Raw genomic sequence first — 22,205 nt, 5'->3', positions numbered from 1 at the left:
AGTGTTGGACTTGTGTCAATAACGTAGACACAAAAAGTTTAACTTCCTATGCAGCAGCGTCATGCACTGCATGAGGAGTCATATTGTTAATTGCACCGTGAATCCTTTTTCGATTATACCAGGATTCGATATATTCAAAGATTGCCTTACTGGCATCATTGAAATCATAGTATTTTTTATGATTGACCTCTTCTTTTTTTAGTAAGGAGTGAAAGGATTCAATACATGCATTATCATAAGGATTGCCTTTCCTGCTAAAGGAATGCACCATTTCCTTTTGGGTTATTAACTCGTTAAATTTCTGACTGGTATATTGTGTTCCCAGATCGCTATGGAGAATAATTCCCTTTGTACTTTTTACATTTAGGCAGGCGTTTTCTAAAGATTTAATTACAAGCTCTGTAGTCATTGAAGTTCCATATGCATAGCCTAAAATCTTTTTGCTGTAGAGATCCATTACAGACGCAAGATAAGTCCAACCATCCTTTAACGTATGAATATAAGTTATGTCAGTACACCATTTTTGATTTATATTGGTTGCTTTAAAATCTCTATTTAAAATGTTCTCTCTTTCTACCACATTTGATTTAGAGGAATGTGGGTGGAACTTTTTAACTACGATAGAGCGGAGCCCCATGGAAGACATATAACGTTGAACTCTTTTAAGACTAATATTTTTACCTCTCATTATCAGTATCTTATGAATTTTGGGAGCTCCATAGCGGCATTTGCTTTCTGAATAAATCTTATGGATTTCTGCCTTCAACTTTTCAGCTTTAATCTGTCGGTTTGAGGGCACATGAACTAGAGCCTTATAATAGGTGCTCCTAGGGAACTTCAAGGCTTTGCATATAAGTTTAACGGTATACTTTGATTTGTATTTTTCGATGAAGGTAACGATTTCTTCTATCGTTTTCTGGCGAATATGGCGGTAGCTTTTTTTAAGATTTCATTCTCCATTTCAAGTTCAGCAATACGTCTTTTCATTTTTTCGTATTCCTTTGAAGTGATTTCTTCCTTCTCAGATACTTTAATTGGAGATGATTCTTTAATCCATTTATAAATCGTTACATTTGCCACACCATACTCACTACTAAGATAGCTAACTGAACTACCTGATTGATACAGATCGATTATCTGTTGTTTGAATTCTTCCGAATAACGGACACCGTTCTTGGACATTGAATAACACACACCTTTCTTGGAACTATTGTAATGTGTTAAACTTTTCGTGTCCACTGTTATATACTAACACCAGTGTGTTAACAACTCAGAAGATAAAAGATTATTCGTTTTGAACGATAATATTTATGATAAATTGAACAGATAAGAAAAGGATAAAGAACATGAAAAAGTTAGACGGATATATGCACGGGATTAATTTGGGCGGTTGGTTATCACAATGTCCAAAGGATTATGATCATTACGACTCATTTATAGTGGAAGATGATGTAAAAAGAATATCAGAATGGGGAGCGGATCATATCCGTTTACCGATTGATTTTGAATTGATTAGTGATGGGAATGGTCACTATATAGAAAAAGGTTATTCCTATATTAAGAACTGCATTTTATGGTGCAGAAAATATGGTTTGAATATGATATTAGACCTTCATAAAACGGAAGGGTATGTTTTTGATGATTACGAAAATTCAAATGACTTTTTTTATAATAGAAAATTACAGTTAAAGTTTATTGATATATGGAAAGAGTTTTCAAAGAGATTTGGTAAAGAGGAAGATATACTAGCTTTTGAATTGTTGAATGAAGTTGTTGATTCGAAGGTGGTTTCACAGTGGAATAATATCGCGACAGAAACAATTAATGAAATACGTTCTATATGTCCAAATATAAAAATAATAGTCGGCGGCGTTTGCTACAATAGCGTAAATGCAATTAAATTATTAGATTTACCTGAGGATAAAAACCTAATCTATAATTTCCATTGCTATGAACCGCTAGTATTTACTCACCAGAATGCATATTGGGTTGAGGATATGCCAAAGGATTTCAGCATAACGTATCCGTTAAAAAGAAAAGAGTACTTTGATATTATTCCAAGTAGAGAAAACCCAATGGAATATGATCCGACACCTGAGAAATTGATAGATCATAGATTTTTTGAAGAATTATTTGAAGAAGCAATCAAAGTTGCTGAAAAAAAAGGTGTTAGTTTGTATTGTGGAGAATATGGAGTTATTGATCAAGCTGATGCGAAAAGTGCAAGTTTATGGTATAAGGATATCTGTAGAGTATTTAAAAGACATGGAATTGGTTCAGCAGTTTGGACATATAAAAAGTTGGACTTTGGCATCATTGATGAGCCTGATGTTAAGATACCTTTTTTTAATATATATAAAAAATTTTGCACTACTGCAGCGGATTAGTATATAGAGAACTTGCAAGAACATGATATACTTTCTTCCAGTTCATTATAGTATCAATTATAGTTAGGGGATTAGTTAAAATTAGTTTAAGCATAGTTTACATATTATGTATGGTAGAGTTTAATAGCTCAGTAAGCATAATATGTTGTACTATGCTTATTTTATTTCCTTATCAAGATAAATATGAAGTGCAATTTAGTTATTCAATAAAGTGTAATCAGTGCTTACAAAGTTGGATATAATATTGCTCTTTAAGATGGCTTAATCAATTTGATACATTTACGTGATATAAATGACAAGCAGATTCACTCTAATAAGGATATTTGTGAATAGGCTACAATAAACTGGACAGTTTTTTTAAGGGCATGTATGATTTACTTAATAATGAAAGGAAGTGCCCTTATGTCCAATAACAAAGAACCTAGATCTCGCCGCACATTTACCCCTGAGTTTAAAACTCAAATGGTTCAGTTATATCACAGCGGCAAAAGAAAATGTGATATCCTCAAAGAATATGACCTTGCGGCATCTCTGCTAGACAAATGGATACATCAATCTGAGACATCTTGCTCCTTTAAGGAGATAGACAACCGGTCACCTGAGGAAAATGAACTCATAGCTCTCCGTAAACGCGTTGCACAATTAGAAATGGAGAACGATATTTTAAAACAAGCAGCGCTGATCATGGGACGAAAATAAATGTGATTAAGAATAATCTTCACAAATATTCGGTATCAGCACTGTGCAAAGTCCTGCAAATAGCTAAAAGCACTTACTATTATGAATCAAAGCAAAAAGCCGATGAGAGTACACTAACCTCTGAAATAGTTGATATATTTAAAGGTAGCCGGAATAACTATGGGACTCGAAAAATCAAGGTTGAGCTAAAGAAACGAGGCTACCAAATTTCAAGACGACGTATCGGTAGGATTATGAAACAGGAAGGCTTGGTATCTAAATATACTGTAGTGCAGTTTAAGCCACACCATGATAAATGTAATGAATCTAAGGTGGCTAACTTAGTTGACCGTAAATTCAGCAATCAGCCAATATATAATATAGTAGTAAGTGACTTGACTTATGTCCGTGTAGGCATGAGCTGGAACTATATCTGTGTACTAATTGACCTGTTCAACCGAGAAATCATAGGATATAGTGCTGGTCGTAGGAAAGATGCCATCTTGGTGCATAGGGCATTTGCAAATGTAAAAACCAATTTAAAACAGATCCAAATTTTCCATACTGATAGAGGAAATGAGTTTAAAAATCAATTGATTGATGATACCTTGAGCACTTTCAGCATAGCCCGTTCTCTTAGCATGAAGGGCTGCCCTTATGATAATGCTGTGGCTGAAGCCACCTTCAAAATTATAAAAACTGAGTTTGTAAACGGAGAGACTTTTAATACTTTAGAAGAGCTTAATTACAAACTAGCTGATTATGTGAACTGGTTTAATAATCACAGGATTCATTCATCACTTGATTACAAAACACCATATCAGTACAAGCTGGATAACCTTAAAAAAGTTGTCTAATTTACTGTTGACGATTCATTGTCCAAATACTATTAATTAAGGTTTGCATTTAATTCATGAAGTAATTGAAATATATACTTGCCCTAAGGGGATATTTAACATATAATAGAAACTTATTATAAAAGTGGTAATAATAGAGTGAGGACTGTTTTAAAGTATACAGGATATGAGGGGTAGTTAAAAAGTATACAGAAAATAAGGAAGGGGCGTGATTTTTTATATGAAGAATGGTAAAACGATTAAAGTTGGAATTATCGGAGATTATGATGGAAGACCATCACATGTTGCAACTTCAGAGGCACTTTTTCATAGTAGTGAGGCACTTGGTATAGCAATAAGTGTGACTTGGGTACCAACGGAGTCATTATTAAGAGATACATCACAGTTAAAAGAATATCAGGGTTTATGGTGTGCACCCGGTAGTCCTTATAAAAGTATGCTTGGAGCGTTGAATGGGGTTCAATATGCTAGGGAGAATGATGTTCCTTTTCTAGGGACCTGTGGTGGTTTTCAGCATGCAATTCTTGAATATGCAAAAAACATTCTTCATAATAATGAGATAGAAGATGAGAATTTTGATATATATTCCACTAACATCTTTTTGTCCGAACTGTCCTGTTCCCTTGTTGGTCAAAGTCGGACAATACTCATCCAAGATAATTCCCTACTATCTGATATTTATCAGGAATCTACGGTAATTGAGCGTTATAATTGCAGTTTCGGTTTGAATCAGGAGTTTGAAAAAGCATTATTGCAGAAGGATTGGAAAATAGCTGCAAAGGACGAGCAGGGCGAGATACGCGCTCTGGTACATGATGGGAAGGATTTCTATGTAATCACGTTATACCAACCACAATTAAGCGCCACCAAGGAAAAGCCTCATATTCTAGTCACTTCGTTCTTAAGAAAAATCACGGAACGAATGTAACTATATGAATAACTAATACAAGATCTATAAATTATTATTGATGAGAGACAGAGATATAAGAAAAACCCACAATACTAAAACATTGCGTGTTTTCTGGCACTTGCTGCATTACTTTTAGAAATACATGTACTTTTCTGTAAATTAACACGGAGTTTTCTTAGCCAATAAGTGCTTGACGCAAACAATGGAATTATGTTTCTAGACTTTTCTATATCCATATGGTACGATAATTTGGCAGTAACTATAAGAACGAATAACCATTTGATTGTATGATTTATCATGCAGGACTTCTGCATTATCTACTGAAACTGATCGAGTAGGAAATTGTTCTAAATAATTTGGCTGAAATAGCATATGTGAGGTTTAAGATGAATTTATTAACAATAGAAAATATGTCGAAAAGTTATACGGAAAGAATGCTTTTTGACCATGTTAGCTTTGGCATTAACGAAGGGGAAAAAATCGGTGTAATTGGGATCAATGGTACCGGTAAATCCACTTTATTAAAGATTATTACGGGAATTGAGGAGCCGGACAGCGGAACGGTAACAAGGGGTAAGAAGGTTCGTATCGGATATCTGGCGCAATCACCGGAATTTGATAATGAGCTCACTATATTACAGAATGTCGTGCTAAACCAGAAAGCAGAAGAGGAATACCGTAATCTGGAGGGAGAAGCAGCCGCAATGTTAGTTAAGCTAGGAATTGCGGATGTGAATACATATCCGGGAAAACTATCCGGTGGTCAGAAAAAACGCGTTGCGTTGGTTCGTACGTTATTAACACCGGCGGAAATTCTGGTGCTGGATGAGCCTACGAACCATCTGGATAGTGAAATGGCAGAATGGCTTGAAGAGTACTTAAATAAGTATCGTGGTTCATTTATAATGATCACCCATGACAGATATTTTTTGGATAAGGTTACGAATAAAATTATTGAATTGGATAAGGGAAATATTTATACCTATAATGCTAATTACTCAAAATTCCTGGAGCTTAAAGCTGAACGAGAAGATATGGTTCTGGCAACAGAGAGAAAAGCAAAAAGCTTATTTCGAATGGAGCTGGAATGGATGCAAAGAGGAGCAAGAGCTCGATCCACAAAGCAGAAAGCACATATCCAGCGTTTTGAAGAGTTAAGAGATCGAAAGGGAGTAGAAGTAGATGGAAAGGTAGAAATCAATGCTCTTTCCTCCCGCATGGGAAGAAAGACAATTGAATTAAACAATATCTCGAAAGCTTTCGGAGACAGAACGTTAATTCAGAACTTTACCTATATCCTTCTTCCCGGAGACCGTATTGGTATCGTTGGAGCAAATGGTTGTGGCAAGTCTACCTTGTTGAACATTATTACCGGTAAATTAGAGCCTGACTTTGGTGCATTAGAGATTGGAACTACAATTAAGCTTGGGTATTTCTCACAAGAAAATGAATATATGGATGAAAGCCTTAAGGTGATTGATTATATACGAGAAACTGCGGAATTTATTCAAACCTCAGAAGGGACGATTACCGCTTCTCAGATGTGTGAAAAATTCTTATTCACGGGAGCAATGCAGTATTCCGTAATAGCAAAGTTATCCGGTGGTGAGAAGAGAAGACTTTATTTGCTCAAGGTTTTAATGGAAGCTCCGAATATTCTGATACTGGATGAACCAACGAATGATTTGGATATTCAAACCCTGACCATACTTGAGGATTACCTGGAGACATTCCCAGGAATCGTCGTAACGGTATCACATGATCGTTATTTCCTTGATAAGATAGCAACAAGAATCTTTTCTTTCGAGAATGGCAACATTCGTCAATACGAGGGGAACTTTACGGATTATAAGGAGGCGAGAACCATAAGAGACGAAGGGCAGATGACTTCCTCCTCCAGTTCAAATTCGGGCAATTCCGGAGGGGATCAGAAATCAGCCAGTATTACAACCTGGAAGCAGAAAAGCAGTAAGATAAAGTTCACATATCAGGAGCAAAAAGAATTTGACACAATTGATGAGGATATTGCCTCCTTGGAGAAGCAGATCGCTGAAACAGAGGAGGAGATAGGGAAATCCGCAACGAATTACGCTCAGCTCAATGAATTGATGACAAAAAAAGAAGAACTTGAGAAGAATTTAGAAGAGAAGATGGATCGTTGGGTGTATCTCAATGATCTTGCAGAGCAGATTGAAGCCTCAAAGAACTAGTAAGAGTGTGGATATATCACTATATATTCAAACAGTAATTAATGAATTTCTATTACAAGCATACTTTATAATCGGTCATTAATTTAATTTCTATTATAAGGATAAATTATCTTTTATGAGTAAAGATAATTTATCCTTATTTTTTATTTCTCAACAAGTTTATCAAAGATTAACCGGAACACATAATTCACAGAGATGATTTTGTACCATCTTTACGGCATAACGTTCTATGATAGGGCGTGACAGATCAATGGTTAAATTATGCTTTTGTAGTTCGGGAAATAACTGGTTCCAAGCATTTTGTAATTCGGTAGTTGTATGATTGATGACACAAATAGCATAGTTTCCCCCGGGTAATACACCCGTTTGAAGGGGAGTATCCTTTAGCTTGTAGTCCTGATCAAGAACCAGACATGCATCATAGCGGCAGGATTCCGGAGGAGTTATCTCCGGATTATCCATTGCGATTCCCAAGATGATTGAATTCTCGTCTAAAAGTTCATTGCAATTTGCCCAACTCTTTAATTTCTCCATGGTCTGTACATTGTCCGTTCCATAAGGACCGACATTTCTCATATATAAAATCTTATATGAGGGCATGGTTTCAGTATGAAAATTCATATTTTTTATCCTTTCTTATTGTACTCGACCGGTCTGTAATCAACTTAACATGATTTAAAATGAAAAACAAATAAATTTTTAAAATATATAAATAGATACTTGTTAGGGAATTATTGGTAGACTAGGAAGAAGATATGAGTTAGAATAATTAGGTAGAAAGATACTGGATAACAAAATCAGAGCAGAAAGGGTGAAGGGATGAAGAAGCTTATCATATTTGTCGTTCTTCTATCAGTCCTGACATTAACCGGATGTCGGAAAGGTGAATTAGCTCTTCAGGATAATAATACGACTGGAGATCAACGAAAAGTATCGAATAAAACAGACTTTGACGATAAACAAAATGACTTGGTGTTTCATGACTATGGTACTGCAGTAAAATTTACCACTGATTCTGAAATTCATATCCCTGAGTTGAGACTTGATGTAAATGGAGAAAACGCTGAAATTGAAGCAGTAAATATGAAGAGTAAAGAAGTGATATTAATCGACAGCTATCATCCGGATCAAAGTATAACATTCCATATGAATAAGGATGGTGTGTATAAAATATTGGCTGTGACGGATTCTGGTCGTATTTTAGATTTATCTTCAAAAGTTGAAATCGGTGTCATCAGTACTTCATCGCAGATTTACGGCGGTAATATAATTGAACTTAAATAAATAAGAGGCTGTTTGAACAAATAATGAATTTGGAATAATGTTGTATTGCCTCATACATAGGTTTGAGGACAATGTTCATATTATGTGTTTCGTAGTTGTACATAACAGTACGCCTTCGAAATATATAATTATAAACATGGTATTCCAAACAGTGCGTTATGGCAATACAACATCATTCCTACTATATATTTGTTTAAACAGCCTTTTTAGGTATAAAATAATATGGTAAGCCTTAGATTTTATTTGCTACGGCAGATTCGAAAGCCTTGATCGGGGCCTACCCCATTTGCATCCAGCTGGCCTCTGTAGGTGATGTCACAGCCACTCTCATCACCAATCCAGCCTCCGCCTTTCCACACACGCATGGAGGTGTTTTTTCCATTAGAGTCTATGTACCAATCCGAACACCATTCCCTTACATTTCCTGACATATCATAAATGCCTAATTCATTACGTTTCTTCTTCCCAACGTTTTTAGTCTGATTTTTATTTGCCTGGATAGCTGGCCAATTCCACGCTCCATTTAATGTTTTATTACCTGAATTTTTCCAATACCAGGCCACTTTATTCACATTATTTGATCCGCTATAGGTATAGTTCTTGCTCTTTTGCCCCCCATCAGCAGCATATTCCCATTCCGCTTCGGTCGGTAATCGGTAGCCATTCGCGTCCTTATTAAAGGTTACGATCCATTTTATCGAATCATTTTGGCTCTTATTCTCCGGATCCTTTTTATTCCTGTCTATATTATAATATGGTTGCAAGCCCTCTTTTTCGCTTTTCTTATTGCAGTAATCCACGCAATCATACCAGGTCACCATTTCAACCGGTAAGTTATCTCCTTTAAATTGTGATGGATTGCTTTCCATAACAGCATCCCATTCTTTCTGTGTCACCTCATATTTGCCAATATAAAAATCTGAAATACTAGTACTGTTTTCCCCATAGAAATTAGAATTAGTATTCTTAAATGTCCCTCCTTTGATCAAAACCAGTTGACCAGGCTTGTCCTGTGAACAAGCACTGACAAAAACCATTCCAAGAACCAAAAATAAACTTAGTATTTTTCTCATAGCTTTTTCTCCTTTCCCGAGCCTGTCCAATCTAATACATCAGTATATTATATGATTGAGATTCTTTTATATGACAATTTGCGTAAAGATTTAATAAAATCAGAATATGAATCATTTTGAAGCAATATTGTAAAAAATTGAATATATTATCGTTATCGATAAAATATGAATACTAATAAGGACAATCTGTAAAAAACGAATCGGGCTAGCAGGACAAATAACGGCGTATTACGGTGGTTTAAGCAGAATCTTTTGATAAAAAGGATTATGGTAAAATTAACCAAAATATTCCGTGGATTAGTGAAGAGCATTATATAAAATATAAGAAAGAATCCAATCATAAAATGATTCATGAAAAATCTTGCACAATATTTGAAATGGTGATACTATGAAGCTGTAAATATTTACCAACCATGTTAGAGGTAAGCTGAGTGCCAAGGCTTCGAGGGGTTGCTTTGATAAGAAATTAGTTTATATACTATACTTTTTCTAATGCATTCGTTTATTCAACCTTAACATAGGGAGACAGCAACTCGAGTTGTAAGATGGCTATACAAATCTGAAAGGAGGTACGTTAATGAAAAAGAAGTTGAGGTTATTTATAGCAGTTTTAATAAGCTTTATGTTGGCAATTCCGGGAGTAAATGCTTTGGCCGATACAACGGTTACTTCGAATCAAACAGGCACTCATGATGGATATTTTTATTCATTTTGGAATGCCGGAGGTGGCTCAGTAACCATGACTTTAGGCAGCGGTGGTAATTACAGTGTTAACTGGAGCAATTGCAATAATTTTACCTGCGGTAAAGGTTGGAGCACTGGTTCTGCCAGAAATGTAAGCTATTCCGGTAGCTTTAACGGTGGTAACAATGGATATTTAGCTCTTTACGGTTGGACAAAGAATGCACTGATCGAATACTATGTAGTAGAAAACTACGGTTCCTGGACACCTCCGGGAGGATCTTCTTTAGGTACATTAAGTTCCGATGGTGGAACGTATAATATCTATAAATTACAGCGTGTTAATCAGCCGTCCATAATTGGAACCGCGACATTTGATCAGTATTGGAGTGTTCGCACTGCAAAGAGATCTAGCGGTACGATTTCATTCGGTAACCATATTAGTGCCTGGGCAAATAAAGGTATGAATATGGGATCTACTTGGGATTATCAGATTATGGAGACGGAAGGTTATCAAAGCAGTGGTAGTTCAAATATTACCGTAGGTAGCGGTGGTACTAACCCAACACCAACCCCCACTCCTGGCACAACAGTAACTCCAACTCCGGTACCCGGTGGTTCAGGTAACACGACAGAATGTGAGAGTATGACAAAAGGTGGACAGTATACCGGTAATATCAGCTCTCCTTTTAACGGTGTGGCTTTATATGGCAATAATGATTTGGTGAAATTTACGAAGAATTTTACTACTTCCACCAATAACTTTTCATTACGTGGATGTTCCAATAATTCCAACATGGCAAGAGTTGATTTGAAAATAGGTGGACAAACAAAAGGAACCTTCTATTTCGGTGGAAGTAGTCCTGCAGTTTACACCCTGAATAATATCAGCCATGGAACCGGGAACCAAGAGGTTCAGCTTGTTGTAACAGCCGATAATGGTCAATGGGATGCATATTTAGATAATCTGCAGATTAATTGATTTTGATGGAAGTGTAACGGATTAATCAGTAAGATACATGGTAAGATAGGTAATAAATGATTTTTATGACAATCCCTTTCTTATAATATGAAAAAGGGAGCTGATGATTTGGTATTATATCAAATCATCAGCTCCCGATAATAAAGAAGAAAATAATCAAATTATGGGGAATATAATTGACTATGCTGATCTCTCGAATTGAGAGTTATATAGCTTCGCATAGAAGCCACCTTGTGCAAGAAGATCCTCATGATTACCCATTTCTACGATATCACCCTCATTCATAACAAGGATTAAATCAGCATCACGAATCGTAGATAATCGATGTGCAATGATGAAGCTGGTTCTTCCCTTCATCAGTGAATCCATTGCTCTCTGAATCAGTATCTCTGTTCTGGTATCAACGGAGCTGGTAGCTTCGTCAAGAATTAAAATCTTAGGATCTGCAAGGATTGCACGAGCAATTGTTAATAACTGCTTTTGACCCTGGGATACATTGCTGGCTTCTTCGTTCAGTACCATATTATAACCATCTGGCAGGGTGGAGATGAAGTGATGAACATGAGCAGCCTTAGCAGCTTTAATTACTTCTTCATCTGTGGCATCCGATTTACTGTAACGGATGTTATCCATAATGGAGCCGTTGAATAACCAGGTATCTTGAAGAACCATCCCGAATAATTTACGAAGATCGCTACGGTTAAAGTCTTGAATATTATTGCCATCAATTAAGATCTCACCACTATTAATATCATAGAAGCGCATTAACAATTTAACCATAGTGGTTTTACCTGCACCGGTAGGACCAACGATTGCAATTTTCTGCCCTTTATAAATCTTGGCACTAAAATCATTAATGATAATTTTATCAGGATTGTAACCAAAGTGTACATCTTTGAATTCTACCATGCCTTCAATACCATCGATGGATTTGGCATTCTCTACCGTCTGAACCTCTTCTTCGGACGCAAGGAATTCAAATACTCGTTCAGAAGCAGCAGCAGTAGATTGGAACATGTTCGCTACCTGGGTCAGCTGTGCAATCGGCTGGGTAAAGTTACGGATATACTGGAAGAAGGACTGAATCTGTCCGATCTTGATATCACCCTTAATTGCTAAGTATCCACCAAGGATTGCAACACCTACATATCCAAGATTACCGATGAATTGCATGATTGGCATCATGATTCCTGATAAGAATTGTGATTTCCATGCAGATTCATATAACTTGGTATTCTTTTCATCGAATTCGTTGATAGCATCATCTTCTTTATTAAAGACTTTAACGATGCTATGTCCACCGTATACTTCTTCAACCTGACCATTAACATGGCCAAGATATTCCTGTTGTTGCTTAAAGTACTTTTGAGATTTCTTCACTACTTTACTAATTACAATACCGGAGACTGGAAGCATAACCAATGCTAATAATGTCATAGGCACACTGATACGAATCATCATGATTAGTACGCCGATAATCATAATAACGGAAGTGATTAATTGAGCTAAGCTCTGATTTAAACTCTGTCCTAAGGTATCTATATCATTGGTTACTCTTGATAAAATCTCTCCATGGGAGGTAGTGTCAAAGTAGTTCATCGGCATGCGATGAATCTTCTCTGATATCTCTTTACGGAACTTATAGGTTACTCTCTGAGTAATGCCGGTGAGAATAAGACTCATAAGGAAGGAGAAAATGGCACTTGCTACATACATAAGGATTAATTTTATTAAGATATTTTCTAATTTAGTGAAGTTAATGCCGTCACCACCACCAACTTTACTTATGATACCATCAGTAATAACGGTGGTAGCATTACCGAGAGTAGTAGGACCAATAACACTAAAAATAGTACTACCAATTGCAAAAATTAAAACGAACAAAAAACCTATCTTATAAATGGAGAGAGCAGAGATTAATTTTTTCATGGTTCCCTTGAAATCTTTTGCCTTCTCTCCGGGCATCATACCTGGTCCGCCGGGTCCCATGCCCATACCACCGCCGCCACGTCTTCTGCGGGGGGTAGCTTTGGATTGTTGCATTTCTTCATTACTCATTCGCTAACTCCTCCTTTGACAATTGGGAAGAAGCAATCTGCTGATATACTTCGCAATTCTTTAATAATTCTCTATGAGTACCCTTACCAACAATTTGACCGTCATCCAGTACAAGGATTTGATCTGCGTTCATAATGGTGCTGATTCTCTGTGCAACGATAATCACGGTGCTGTCTGCGATTTCATCCTTTAAGGTTTTACGAAGAGCAGAGTCGGTTTTATAATCCAAAGCGGAAAAGCTGTCATCAAATACGTAGATATCCGGATCCTTAGCAATTGCTCTAGCAATGGAAAGACGTTGTTTCTGACCACCGGATACGTTAGTACCACCCTGTGAGATATGTTCTGCATAGCCTTCCGGTTTGCTGTTAATGAATTCTTCTGCCTGAGCAATTCTTGCAGCACGCTTCATACCCACTTCCGTAGTATCATGAACACCAAAGTTAATATTGGATTCGATTGTTCCGCTAAATAGTATACCCTTTTGTGGAACAAAACCAAGTTTCTTTCGAAGAGTATCCTGCTTGATCTCTCTGATATTGGTACCGTTAATCAGGATAGAACCGCCGGTTACATCATAAAATCTTGGAATTAGATTGATTAAAGTGGATTTACCGCTACCGGTACTACCGATAATAGCTGTTGTCTCACCAGGTTTCGCGATAAAATTAATGCCTGATAATACATCTTCCTCCGCGTTAGGGTAACGGAAAGCAACATCACGGAATTCTAATACTCCCTTTAAATTGTCATCAAGTGACACTTCTTTGGAAGGATCCTTAATTGAAGTTTTTGTATTAAGGATTTCATCAATACGACCAGCTGCCACAATTGCTCTGGGGAGCATAATGGAAAGCATTGTTAGGAACAGGAAGGACATGATTATCTGCATGGTATATTGAATAAATGCAATCATATCTCCGACCTGCATAGTTCCGGCATCAATTTTATCAGCACCTACCCATACAATAAGAATGGAGACAAGGTTCATGATTAACATGAGGCAAGGAAGCATAAAAGTCATCGCACGATTTACGAATAATGTGTTTCTTGTTAAGTTGACATTTGCTTCATCAAATCTTTTTTCCTCCTGTTTCACTGTACTGAAGGCACGAATAACAGGTAGTCCGGTAAGAATTTCTCTGGTAACAAGATTGATGCGATCAATTAAGGTCTGCATTTTTTTGAATTTAGGCATTGCAACAATTAAGAGTGCACCGATTAATATAAAGATTGCTCCTACACCAACAATCAAAATCCATGACATAGAAGAGTTGGTATGCAATACTTTAATAATACCTCCAATCGCCAGAATCGGTGCATAGAATACAATTCTTATCAACATAACCATCATGAGCTGTACTTGTTGAATATCATTTGTGCTTCGGGTAATGAGGGATGCAGTCGAGAATTGATCCATTTCTTTATTTGAGAAGGACAATACTCTTTTGAATACTTTACTTCGTAATTCAAGACCCATCTTTGCAGCGATACGTGCACTTAGGAATACAACTAGGATGGCGGCTAACATTCCGATAAAGGCGAGAGCGAGCATCTTAGCACCGGCAATCAACACATAATTTACCTGCATTTTATCCACGTCGATACCGATAGCAGTGTATTCTTTATTAACATAGGCCACAGCAGACTGAGTAATCATTATCTCAGGCATAGCATCCACTTTATCACGCATTCCTTTTACAAGCTGAGCGGATTGTTCAGCCGGAAGTAGTGTAAGTATAGTAAAGATATCCTTTGTTTTATCCGTAATTTGCTTTGGTAGCATGGATAAAATCTGTTCTTTCTTGTCTTTGGAATCCTTACTATCACCTTCCAAACCAAGGACTAATAATACTGGTTTTCCCATAGCCTCAGCCACAGTATCCTCGTCTTCTCCATCCCATTTGTATATTGACTTATTCGTTAATTCGGGATACTTCTTTAGATAATCGGACCATTCTTTTTCGGTATAGTCCTCTTTTTTCATGAGCTTAAAATGCTTAAGTGCAGTGTTTTTCTCCTTCTCGGTCATGAGTTGAGAGATTTTATCAAGCTCAGTTTTACGAATAACATTCGGTATGGAATCCTTAATACCATGCTTCATGATGCCGGTATTAACGATATCAGAAGTATAGGTTGGAAGAGCCAAGTCGCAATTTGCCTGTAAGATGAGCAGCAGTATTACAAATACAATGGTCAAAGCTGAGCTCTTCAAAAATTTAATTAGTTTTAACATAAATGTTCCTTTCTGTTAGTGATAAGTTAAGCCGTTCATTTATTTATCAATATTCTGAGTATTGGTTTTCACCTTTTCGGTGAGAGCTAACAATTGCTGTAATTCTGATTCTTCTAATCCGGAAAATAGCTGATCAACGATGGAGTTAATAAATTCTTCGGAATATTCCGCGAATTTACGCCCTTCCGGTGTTAAGTATACACGCATGACACGTTTGTCAGCTTCATCGGCCACACGATAAATATAGCTGTTCTTCTCAAGTTTACGAAGCATCTCCGTAATAGTTGCCGGTGTGACAAAGCTCTTTTCAGACAATTCCTTTTGCGTGATTCCTTCATTAGATTTGATACAAGAGAGAAGCTTTGGTTGGCCAGGATACACATTCTTATCATTCATTTTATGATAAGAACGAAGATGGATGTATTTCATTATTTCTGCTAGGTTTCCCATCAGTGCTTTTACTTCTGATTTCATTATGTTTTCACATCCCTCCTTCTATGGTCAAATTAGTTAGGGACCTAAGTAAATTGTATTATATCACACATTATATTCAAGTCAATCATCAGGAACATTAAAATTTCGTTAAGATTTCTACGATATCTATTTAAATCTAACCAAAAGTAAATAATTCATACATTAATAACACAAAAAGAAAAGGATGTTGCATTCATTTTTTAACATAGCGTATTCATAAGTATCCAGCCATATAGGATTCCCATTATTATCTTCTTTAAAATATATATTTTGACGAAGGAATCCCTCACGACGAAAACCTAAGCGCTCCAATAGCTTCCACGAACCAATATTCTTCGGACTACACATTCCAACGATACGCCTTGCGCCTAATTGTGAAAAAGCATAATCAATTATAGCTTTACTACTTTCAAAGGCATAGCCCCTACCTTGATAGCTACGGTTAAATACGTAACCTAATTCCCAGGTATCAAATTCACCTTTTCCTAAATAGAGGTTGCCAATTAATTTTTGATTATCCTTTAGGCAAACACCATAAAATGATTTATCGGTGGATCTTCGTATCGCTTCTTCCTTCACCTCATCCGGTAAATAGGTATGATAGGGTTCAAATTTGACTACTTCCTCATCCGATAAATATTCGTACAGATCCGACCAATCCTTTGGGTGAAACCTTCTAATAATCAGGTGTTCGGTTAAGATATTTTCCATAATAATCCTATCCTTTCATCGGTTGATATTATTAAGTACTGGTTTGTTTTGGTGATGATCATTCTGCTTCTATCAAATTCTCAGTTTAGTAAGTGTTTGCTTTTTTTAGTAATAATTTATCTAGTTCTTCTTTTAGCACATTCTTCAAGCGACATAACTCGTCATTAGTAGGTCGCTTTGAATCATCATACATTTCTTCGTAGGGCAACCACCAAACAGGACCTCTTCTTGGGGTATCACCCTCATTTCTCGGAAACAGATGCCAATGAATGTGCGAGTCGCCATTGCCTAGGAGCTCATAATTAAGCTTATCCGGTTGAAAAGCATTATACACGGCTTCTGCAACAACAGACATTTCCGCTAAGTATTTTATTCTGAATTCCTCCGGCAGAAAGTGAAGTTCGGTTACATGCTCCTTACATAGGAATAAGGTATAACCCTTAAAATGTTGATGATCCCCGATTACAACATAACCGGTTTCTAATTCTTTTACAAAATATGGATTTTGATTATTCTTAATCATATCAATACGTTCACATATCAGGCATCCCATTGTATCTATCCTTTCTTATGTTTCATTATAATTATCTACTGTTTCTATGATTTATTGAAACAGCAATAACATATTCCGGAGTTTAAAGTGCGTATATCGGTATTTAAAAGAGAATATTTTAAACATAGATTATTATTTCAATTTTTCTAAAAGGATTTCTAAAAGCGTGTCATTTGCTTTCGGATCCATAAAGCAAAATCGAATGAATTTATTATCTAGGAAAGGGAAGGTAGAACAATCCCTTATCATTAGACCTTTTCTGATGGCTGCTTCAAACAGATCCATAGAGGTTACATCTTTTTTTAATATCTTTATTAGTATAAAATTAGCTGTAGGCGTAAAATATTTTACATTAGCACAATTACTTAGAATGTTACAAATTCTAGATCTTTCTGTGCTGATTAGCGTTCGTGTGTTCTCAATATATTCAGAATCCGAGAACATGATTTCGCCCGCGATAGCAGCGAGACTATTGATTGTCCAAGGGTTCTTTCTTTGATTAATCTCCTTGAGCAGATCGACATTTCCACAGATTGCATAACCAAGTCTTAGGCCTGGAGCTGCAAAAAACTTGGATATTCCACGTAGAATGATAATATTATTATAGTAACCGGTCAGTGGCGCTGAGGTGATGTAATCTGTGTTTTCTGCAAATTCAACATAGGTTTCATCTACCATCACAAAGATACCCTTCTGCTTACAGATATCGAGTATTTTTCGCATATCATTACGCGTAATAGCAGTAGATGTTGGGTTGTTTGGGTTACAGATTACCAACAGGTCGATATCGGAGGTGAGCTCCTCTTCTAAATGCTGCAGATCCAGCTCGAAGTCGTTGTCCTCATCTAAGCGGTAATACCTTGTGGTTCCTCCCCCTAAGGATACCTCACGCTCATATTCAGAGTAGGTAGGTCCTATAATGAGAGCCTTTTGTGGATGCTTGATCTGTATAAATAATGAGATTAATTCGGTAGAACCGTTTCCGACGATAATATTTTCTAAATCGGTCTGTACATATTCTGCTATTTTGCTTCGCAGCTGTGTATATTCTCTGTCCGGATAGCTCATTATCGCATCGATTTGACTTGATAGTGTAGCTTTCAATTTTGGGGATATTCCAAGAGGATTTACATTCGCTGAATAACTGATGATATCTTCTTTCTTAATCCCGTATACTTTTTCTATCATCTCAAGGTCACTTCCATGAAAATGATCCGTATGTTTAATCATATTATTTCCCTCCTATAGGACTAAAGTATTAGTGGTAATTGATATTTTTAATCGATTTATCTAAAATTAAAGCAGTTTCTTGTCTGAAATAAAGTTTAACTGGCGATTTATGTGAAATACTAGATTTTTTCTATTGTTTGAATTATAATATGATACATATTATAGCTGATTTTCCTTAAATTGCAATCACTTATCATTTAGGGGATGCCCCAAATATGGTATTGTCATATGAAATAGGGCAGATAAGGAATTTATGTGGAATTGAATCAGTAAACGAAGGGTCAATGATATCTTGGGGTGATGAATTGAGAGAAAAAATCAAGCGTTTTTCAAAAGGGTATTTTGAATATCAGCTACCATTCATCGTCTTATCCGATGATGAGATTATAGTAACGGTGGAAGCAGGTAAAATTCGTGAGGGCGGTTTTACCATAAGTAACAGCCGAGAGTGTGAGATGCAGGGTTCGGTTTATACTTCTAATCGTTTGATGGAAATCGAAAATGAGAGCTTTCGTGATATTGTGAATACAATCCGATATCATTTTAATGCCATCTCCTTACAAGCAGGGGAAGAGGTAAAGGGAGAATTCTTTATCATTAGCGATATAGGTGAAATATCGATTCCTTATACGATTCAGGTAGAAGCTGCTTACTGTTCGTCCACTATGGGAAAAATCAAGGATTTATTCCAGTTCACCAATTTGGCAATTATGGATTGGTCGGATGCAAAAAAGTTGTTCCGTTCTGAGGAGTTTGAACGCATTCTCCTTGCTAACGAGGATCGCTATAAAATACTCTATAGAAATCTGGTAAAAAGCATTTCTACCAGCCAGGCGCTGGAGGAGTTTTTAGTTACGATACATAAAAAATCTGAAATTATACTAGAAATTGACCGAGTAAGTTGCGAATATACGGTTACCCAGGATAATATATCTGACAAATTAATATTATCGAAAAATCATTGGGGATATGCTGAGATCAGAGTTAGTACGGATGTTCCATTCATTCAGTTGGATCAAAAATTTGTTTGGGCTGATCATTTTATCGGTAATTCTCATCAAATTTCATATACAATCATTCAATCAAAGTTAAAGACCGGAGAAAATTATGGTCATATCTATATACGAACGGCACACCAGAATATCACCGTTACCATAGTATGCAATTATCAAAAGGTGGAACATAAAATTTCTTCTGAGCGTTTCAGACAGAAAATCGACGCAGGACTTCTGGACACTTATTTAAGTTTCCGACTTAATAAAATAGGTCTGGAGGAATATCTGGATGACACGGAGATGATGATTGCCAGATTACCTGGGCCAGAGGTCAGCTATATGAAGGAACTTATGAGAACTCATATTGCTATTATAACCGGAAGAACAAAGCTTGCGGAAGAATTATTGTCAGATTTTGCGAAGGATGAAGTGATTGTTAGAAGGAAATCTGTTATAGAGTATTGTGCATATCTTTATCTTGACGCCCTATATTATAAAGAGGACGCAAAGATTAAGAAAGCTGCTGACACAATTCGTAAATTTTATGTTAGTGGACATTTTAACTGGAGGATTCTGTGGTTTTTATTATATACGGATAAGAGCTTTGATCATAATAAAAACGGGAAGCTTTCTTATATTAAGGAACAATATAAGGAGGGTTGCCGCAGCCCAATTATGTATTATGAGGCAGTGTGCATCTTGAATGAAGAACCCTACCTGCTTCGGGAATTATCTGAATTTGAAATCCAAACTCTTAATTTTGGGATAAAGAATTGGATATTGTCAAAAGAGGCTGCAAAGCAGTATACTTATCTGTCAACGAAGATGAAGAGCTTTAGTCCACTTGTTTTCAACGGGTTGGTTAAGCTTTATGATGAGTATGGAGGCAAAGATATCCTGACGGCAATCTGTAGCCTATTGATTAAAGGGTTGAAAAGAACTGAAAAATATTTTGAGTGGTATCGTTTGGGTGTTGAGGAACAGCTTCGCATAACCGAGCTCTATGAATACTATATGCATTCAATTAACAGTTCCGTTCAAGGTGTTATTGCCCAACCCGTATTGCTTTATTTCATCTATAATAATAATTTAAGTGATAGCAAAAAAGCTTTCTTATATGCCAATGTAGTAAAGAATAAAGAGAGTAATGAACCGATTTACCGTTCTTATTATAAAAAGATGGAGATCTTTACCCTGACAATGCTAGAGGGACATTACATAAACAGAGATTTGGCGGTGCTATATCAAGAGTTTCTGAATAAAAACATTCATGGTGCACAGGTATGGAAGCATCTTCCCTATGTAATGTTCCGTCAGGAATTAGAATGCATGGATGCGGGTATTGGTAGTCTATTAGTGATACAGGATGAAATTAATTCTACAGAAACATATAATCTAGTTAACCAAAAAGCACAGTTTGATATAGTCTCAGAGAATACACAGCTGATTTTTGTGGATTCCTTCGGCAATCGTTATGCAGATACCGTTCCTTACCGGTTAACACAGTTCCTTGATTATTCACAGTACTTAGATACTTGTTTAAATTGCAGTGATCATTCTAATTTACTGTTGCATCTGTTTGATCGTTATCAAAAGAACAGAATCTTTCGAAAAGATGCTATCGAACTGTTTAAGAAGGTGCTATTACTAGAAGGTCTTCAAAATGAGTATAAAACAGCATGTTATCAGATGCTGATTGAATATTATTTTGAGCATTATAATGATGAATGGCTGGATTATTATCTTTGTCAAATAGATCTACAGTATATTCGTCAAAATGAAAGAGCAAAATACATTGAATTAATGATTGTCAGAGGATTATATGATAAGGCTATTTTAAATCTTGAGGTATTTGGACTTGAAGGAATTGCAATCACCCGTTTGGTTAAGCTGTGTTCAGGGTACTTGAAAGCGTTCGGAGTGGAGGAAAAACAGGACTTTATGGTGAAACTATGTCATTATGCGTTCTGTGAAGGGAAGTATGATGAGGTAATCCTTCAATATCTAACCGTATTTTATACCGGATCGACAATATCAATGTACCAGTTGTGGCAGGCTTCTAAGAGCTTTGAGCTAGCATGTCATAGTTTGGAGAAAAGATTATTGGTGCAGATTCTATATACCGAAAGCTACGTAGGCGACAGTTATGTGATATTTCGAAGTTATTATAGCGGAGCTTCAAACAGCCTGTTAGTTCGTGCATTTCTTTCTTACTATGCATATCAATATCTGTTACATGATCAGATAATTGATGTAGAATTATTCCAGGTTATGAAGAGGGAGCTCTTTTATGAACAAAATGATGTTTGCTTGCTAGCTTGGTTAAAGTATCATGCTGATAATAAGGAATTGAATGAGCAGGATAGAACCTTCGCAGAATATAATATATTGATGATGGTTCAAAAGGGAATTGTTCTTCCATTCTTTTTGGGCTATAAAGAGAGTATTAATCTACCGGATCAAATTCTGGATCAACATATCGTTTCCTTTCACGCAGATCCTAGAAAGCGCGTTTTTATCCATTATCGTATGGATAAAGACAAAGGGCAGCAGTATATAACCGAACTGATGAAGGATTCCTTTATGGGAATTCGTACAAAGAGCTTTTTATTATTCTATCATGAGACACTACAGTATTATATTACGGTGGAATCAGACGACGATACAGAGATTATGGAGAGCGTGATTCTCCAATATGAATGTGATAATCCGGAGGATGATCATTCCAGTTATAATCATATTAATTTAATGCTGATGGCTTTAGAGATGAAAGAGGATGCGACACTGGTTGACCTTATGGGTAATTATGCGAAGAGGGAATATATGATAGAGTCATGTTTTCATCAGATAGAAGATTAATTAAAGATTTGAAGTAAACGCTTTAGG

16 protein-coding genes are annotated in these 22,205 nt (G+C 36.3%); 7 read left to right on the top strand and 9 right to left on the bottom strand.

Going from position 1 to position 22,205, the window contains the following annotated elements; genetic code table 11:
• Nucleotides 1-46: 46 nt before the first annotated feature.
• Nucleotides 47-1,182, bottom strand: a protein-coding gene (locus AC6IWN_RS13220) for an IS3 family transposase (protein ID WP_497987882.1) whose coding sequence is annotated in 2 segments (ribosomal slippage) — nt 47-936 and nt 936-1,182 — 1,137 coding nt in all. Because the reading frame shifts where the segments join, the coding sequence is not laid out codon by codon here.
• Between the two features lie 164 nt (nt 1,183-1,346).
• On the opposite strand from AC6IWN_RS13220, the gene AC6IWN_RS13215 reads away from it, so the two are divergent.
• The 4 genes from AC6IWN_RS13215 (at nt 1,347) to AC6IWN_RS13200 (ending at nt 7,042) form a co-directional block, all read left to right on the top strand.
• Nucleotides 1,347-2,387 carry a glycoside hydrolase family 5 protein gene (locus AC6IWN_RS13215; protein ID WP_497987881.1) on the top strand — a complete coding sequence of 347 codons (1,041 nt, stop codon included), beginning with the start codon at nt 1,347-1,349 and terminating at the stop codon, nt 2,385-2,387.
• Nucleotides 2,388-2,789: 402 nt separating this feature from the next.
• Nucleotides 2,790-3,922 (top strand): IS3 family transposase gene (locus tag AC6IWN_RS13210; protein WP_497987226.1). Its coding sequence is split into 2 segments (ribosomal slippage): nt 2,790-3,057 and nt 3,057-3,922, totalling 1,134 coding nucleotides; the frame shifts between segments, so codons are not numbered across the junction.
• A gap of 208 nt (nt 3,923-4,130) precedes the next feature.
• Nucleotides 4,131-4,850, top strand: a complete 720-nt coding sequence (locus tag AC6IWN_RS13205; RefSeq protein ID WP_497987880.1) for a CTP synthase C-terminal region-related (seleno)protein — start codon at nt 4,131-4,133, stop codon at nt 4,848-4,850.
• A 368-nt stretch (nt 4,851-5,218) separates the two neighbouring features.
• Nucleotides 5,219-7,042: an ABC-F family ATP-binding cassette domain-containing protein gene (locus AC6IWN_RS13200; RefSeq protein ID WP_497987879.1), complete on the top strand. Its 1,824-nt coding sequence runs from the start codon at nt 5,219-5,221 to the stop codon at nt 7,040-7,042.
• A 162-nt stretch (nt 7,043-7,204) separates the two neighbouring features.
• On the opposite strand, the gene AC6IWN_RS13195 is transcribed toward AC6IWN_RS13200, so the two are convergent.
• Complete coding sequence (locus AC6IWN_RS13195) at nt 7,205-7,663, bottom strand: AraC family transcriptional regulator (protein WP_497987878.1); 459 nt, start codon at nt 7,661-7,663, stop codon at nt 7,205-7,207.
• 198 nt (nt 7,664-7,861) lie between these two features.
• Here AC6IWN_RS13195 and AC6IWN_RS13190 point away from each other — a divergent pair, with 198 nt between their 5' ends.
• Nucleotides 7,862-8,326, top strand: coding sequence for a hypothetical protein (locus AC6IWN_RS13190; protein ID WP_497987877.1), 465 nt, complete (start codon nt 7,862-7,864; stop codon nt 8,324-8,326).
• Between the two features lie 239 nt (nt 8,327-8,565).
• Here the strand turns inward: AC6IWN_RS13190 and AC6IWN_RS13185 are convergent, their stop codons facing one another.
• Nucleotides 8,566-9,399 carry a formylglycine-generating enzyme family protein gene (locus AC6IWN_RS13185; RefSeq protein WP_497987876.1) on the bottom strand — a complete coding sequence of 278 codons (834 nt, stop codon included), beginning with the start codon at nt 9,397-9,399 and terminating at the stop codon, nt 8,566-8,568.
• Nucleotides 9,400-9,976: 577 nt separating this feature from the next.
• Here AC6IWN_RS13185 and AC6IWN_RS13180 point away from each other — a divergent pair.
• Nucleotides 9,977-11,062, top strand: coding sequence for a glycoside hydrolase family 11 protein (locus AC6IWN_RS13180; protein ID WP_497987875.1), 1,086 nt, complete (start codon nt 9,977-9,979; stop codon nt 11,060-11,062).
• Between the two features lie 180 nt (nt 11,063-11,242).
• Here the strand turns inward: AC6IWN_RS13180 and AC6IWN_RS13175 are convergent, their stop codons facing one another.
• The 6 genes from AC6IWN_RS13175 to AC6IWN_RS13150 form a co-directional block, all read right to left on the bottom strand.
• The gene (locus AC6IWN_RS13175) at nt 11,243-13,120 is read right to left on the bottom strand and encodes an ABC transporter ATP-binding protein (RefSeq protein ID WP_497987874.1); all 1,878 of its coding nucleotides are present in this window, start codon (nt 13,118-13,120) and stop codon (nt 11,243-11,245) included.
• A complete protein-coding gene (locus AC6IWN_RS13170) occupies nt 13,113-15,356 on the bottom strand; it encodes an ABC transporter ATP-binding protein (protein ID WP_497987873.1) in 2,244 nt (747 codons plus the stop codon). Before AC6IWN_RS13170 ends, AC6IWN_RS13175 begins: the two co-directional genes overlap by 8 nt.
• 39 nt (nt 15,357-15,395) lie before the next feature.
• Nucleotides 15,396-15,830, bottom strand: coding sequence for a MarR family winged helix-turn-helix transcriptional regulator (locus tag AC6IWN_RS13165; protein ID WP_497987872.1), 435 nt, complete (start codon nt 15,828-15,830; stop codon nt 15,396-15,398).
• Between the two features lie 162 nt (nt 15,831-15,992).
• Entirely contained in the window at nt 15,993-16,541 is a 549-nt protein-coding gene (locus AC6IWN_RS13160) for a GNAT family N-acetyltransferase (protein WP_497987871.1), read from the bottom strand.
• A gap of 85 nt (nt 16,542-16,626) precedes the next feature.
• On the bottom strand, nt 16,627-17,094 hold the full coding sequence (locus AC6IWN_RS13155) for an HIT family protein (RefSeq protein WP_497987870.1): 468 nt from the start codon (nt 17,092-17,094) through the stop codon (nt 16,627-16,629).
• 132 nt (nt 17,095-17,226) lie between these two features.
• Entirely contained in the window at nt 17,227-18,324 is a 1,098-nt protein-coding gene (locus AC6IWN_RS13150) for a pyridoxal phosphate-dependent aminotransferase (protein ID WP_497987869.1), read from the bottom strand.
• 215 nt (nt 18,325-18,539) lie between these two features.
• Between AC6IWN_RS13150 and AC6IWN_RS13145 the strand changes: the two genes are divergently transcribed.
• Nucleotides 18,540-22,178: a DUF5717 family protein gene (locus AC6IWN_RS13145; protein ID WP_497987868.1), complete on the top strand. Its 3,639-nt coding sequence runs from the start codon at nt 18,540-18,542 to the stop codon at nt 22,176-22,178.
• Nucleotides 22,179-22,205 lie beyond the last annotated feature (27 nt).

This window comes from Variimorphobacter sp. HTMS_6 (assembly GCF_059717775.1).
This window is presented reverse-complemented; position numbering and strand designations above follow the sequence as displayed.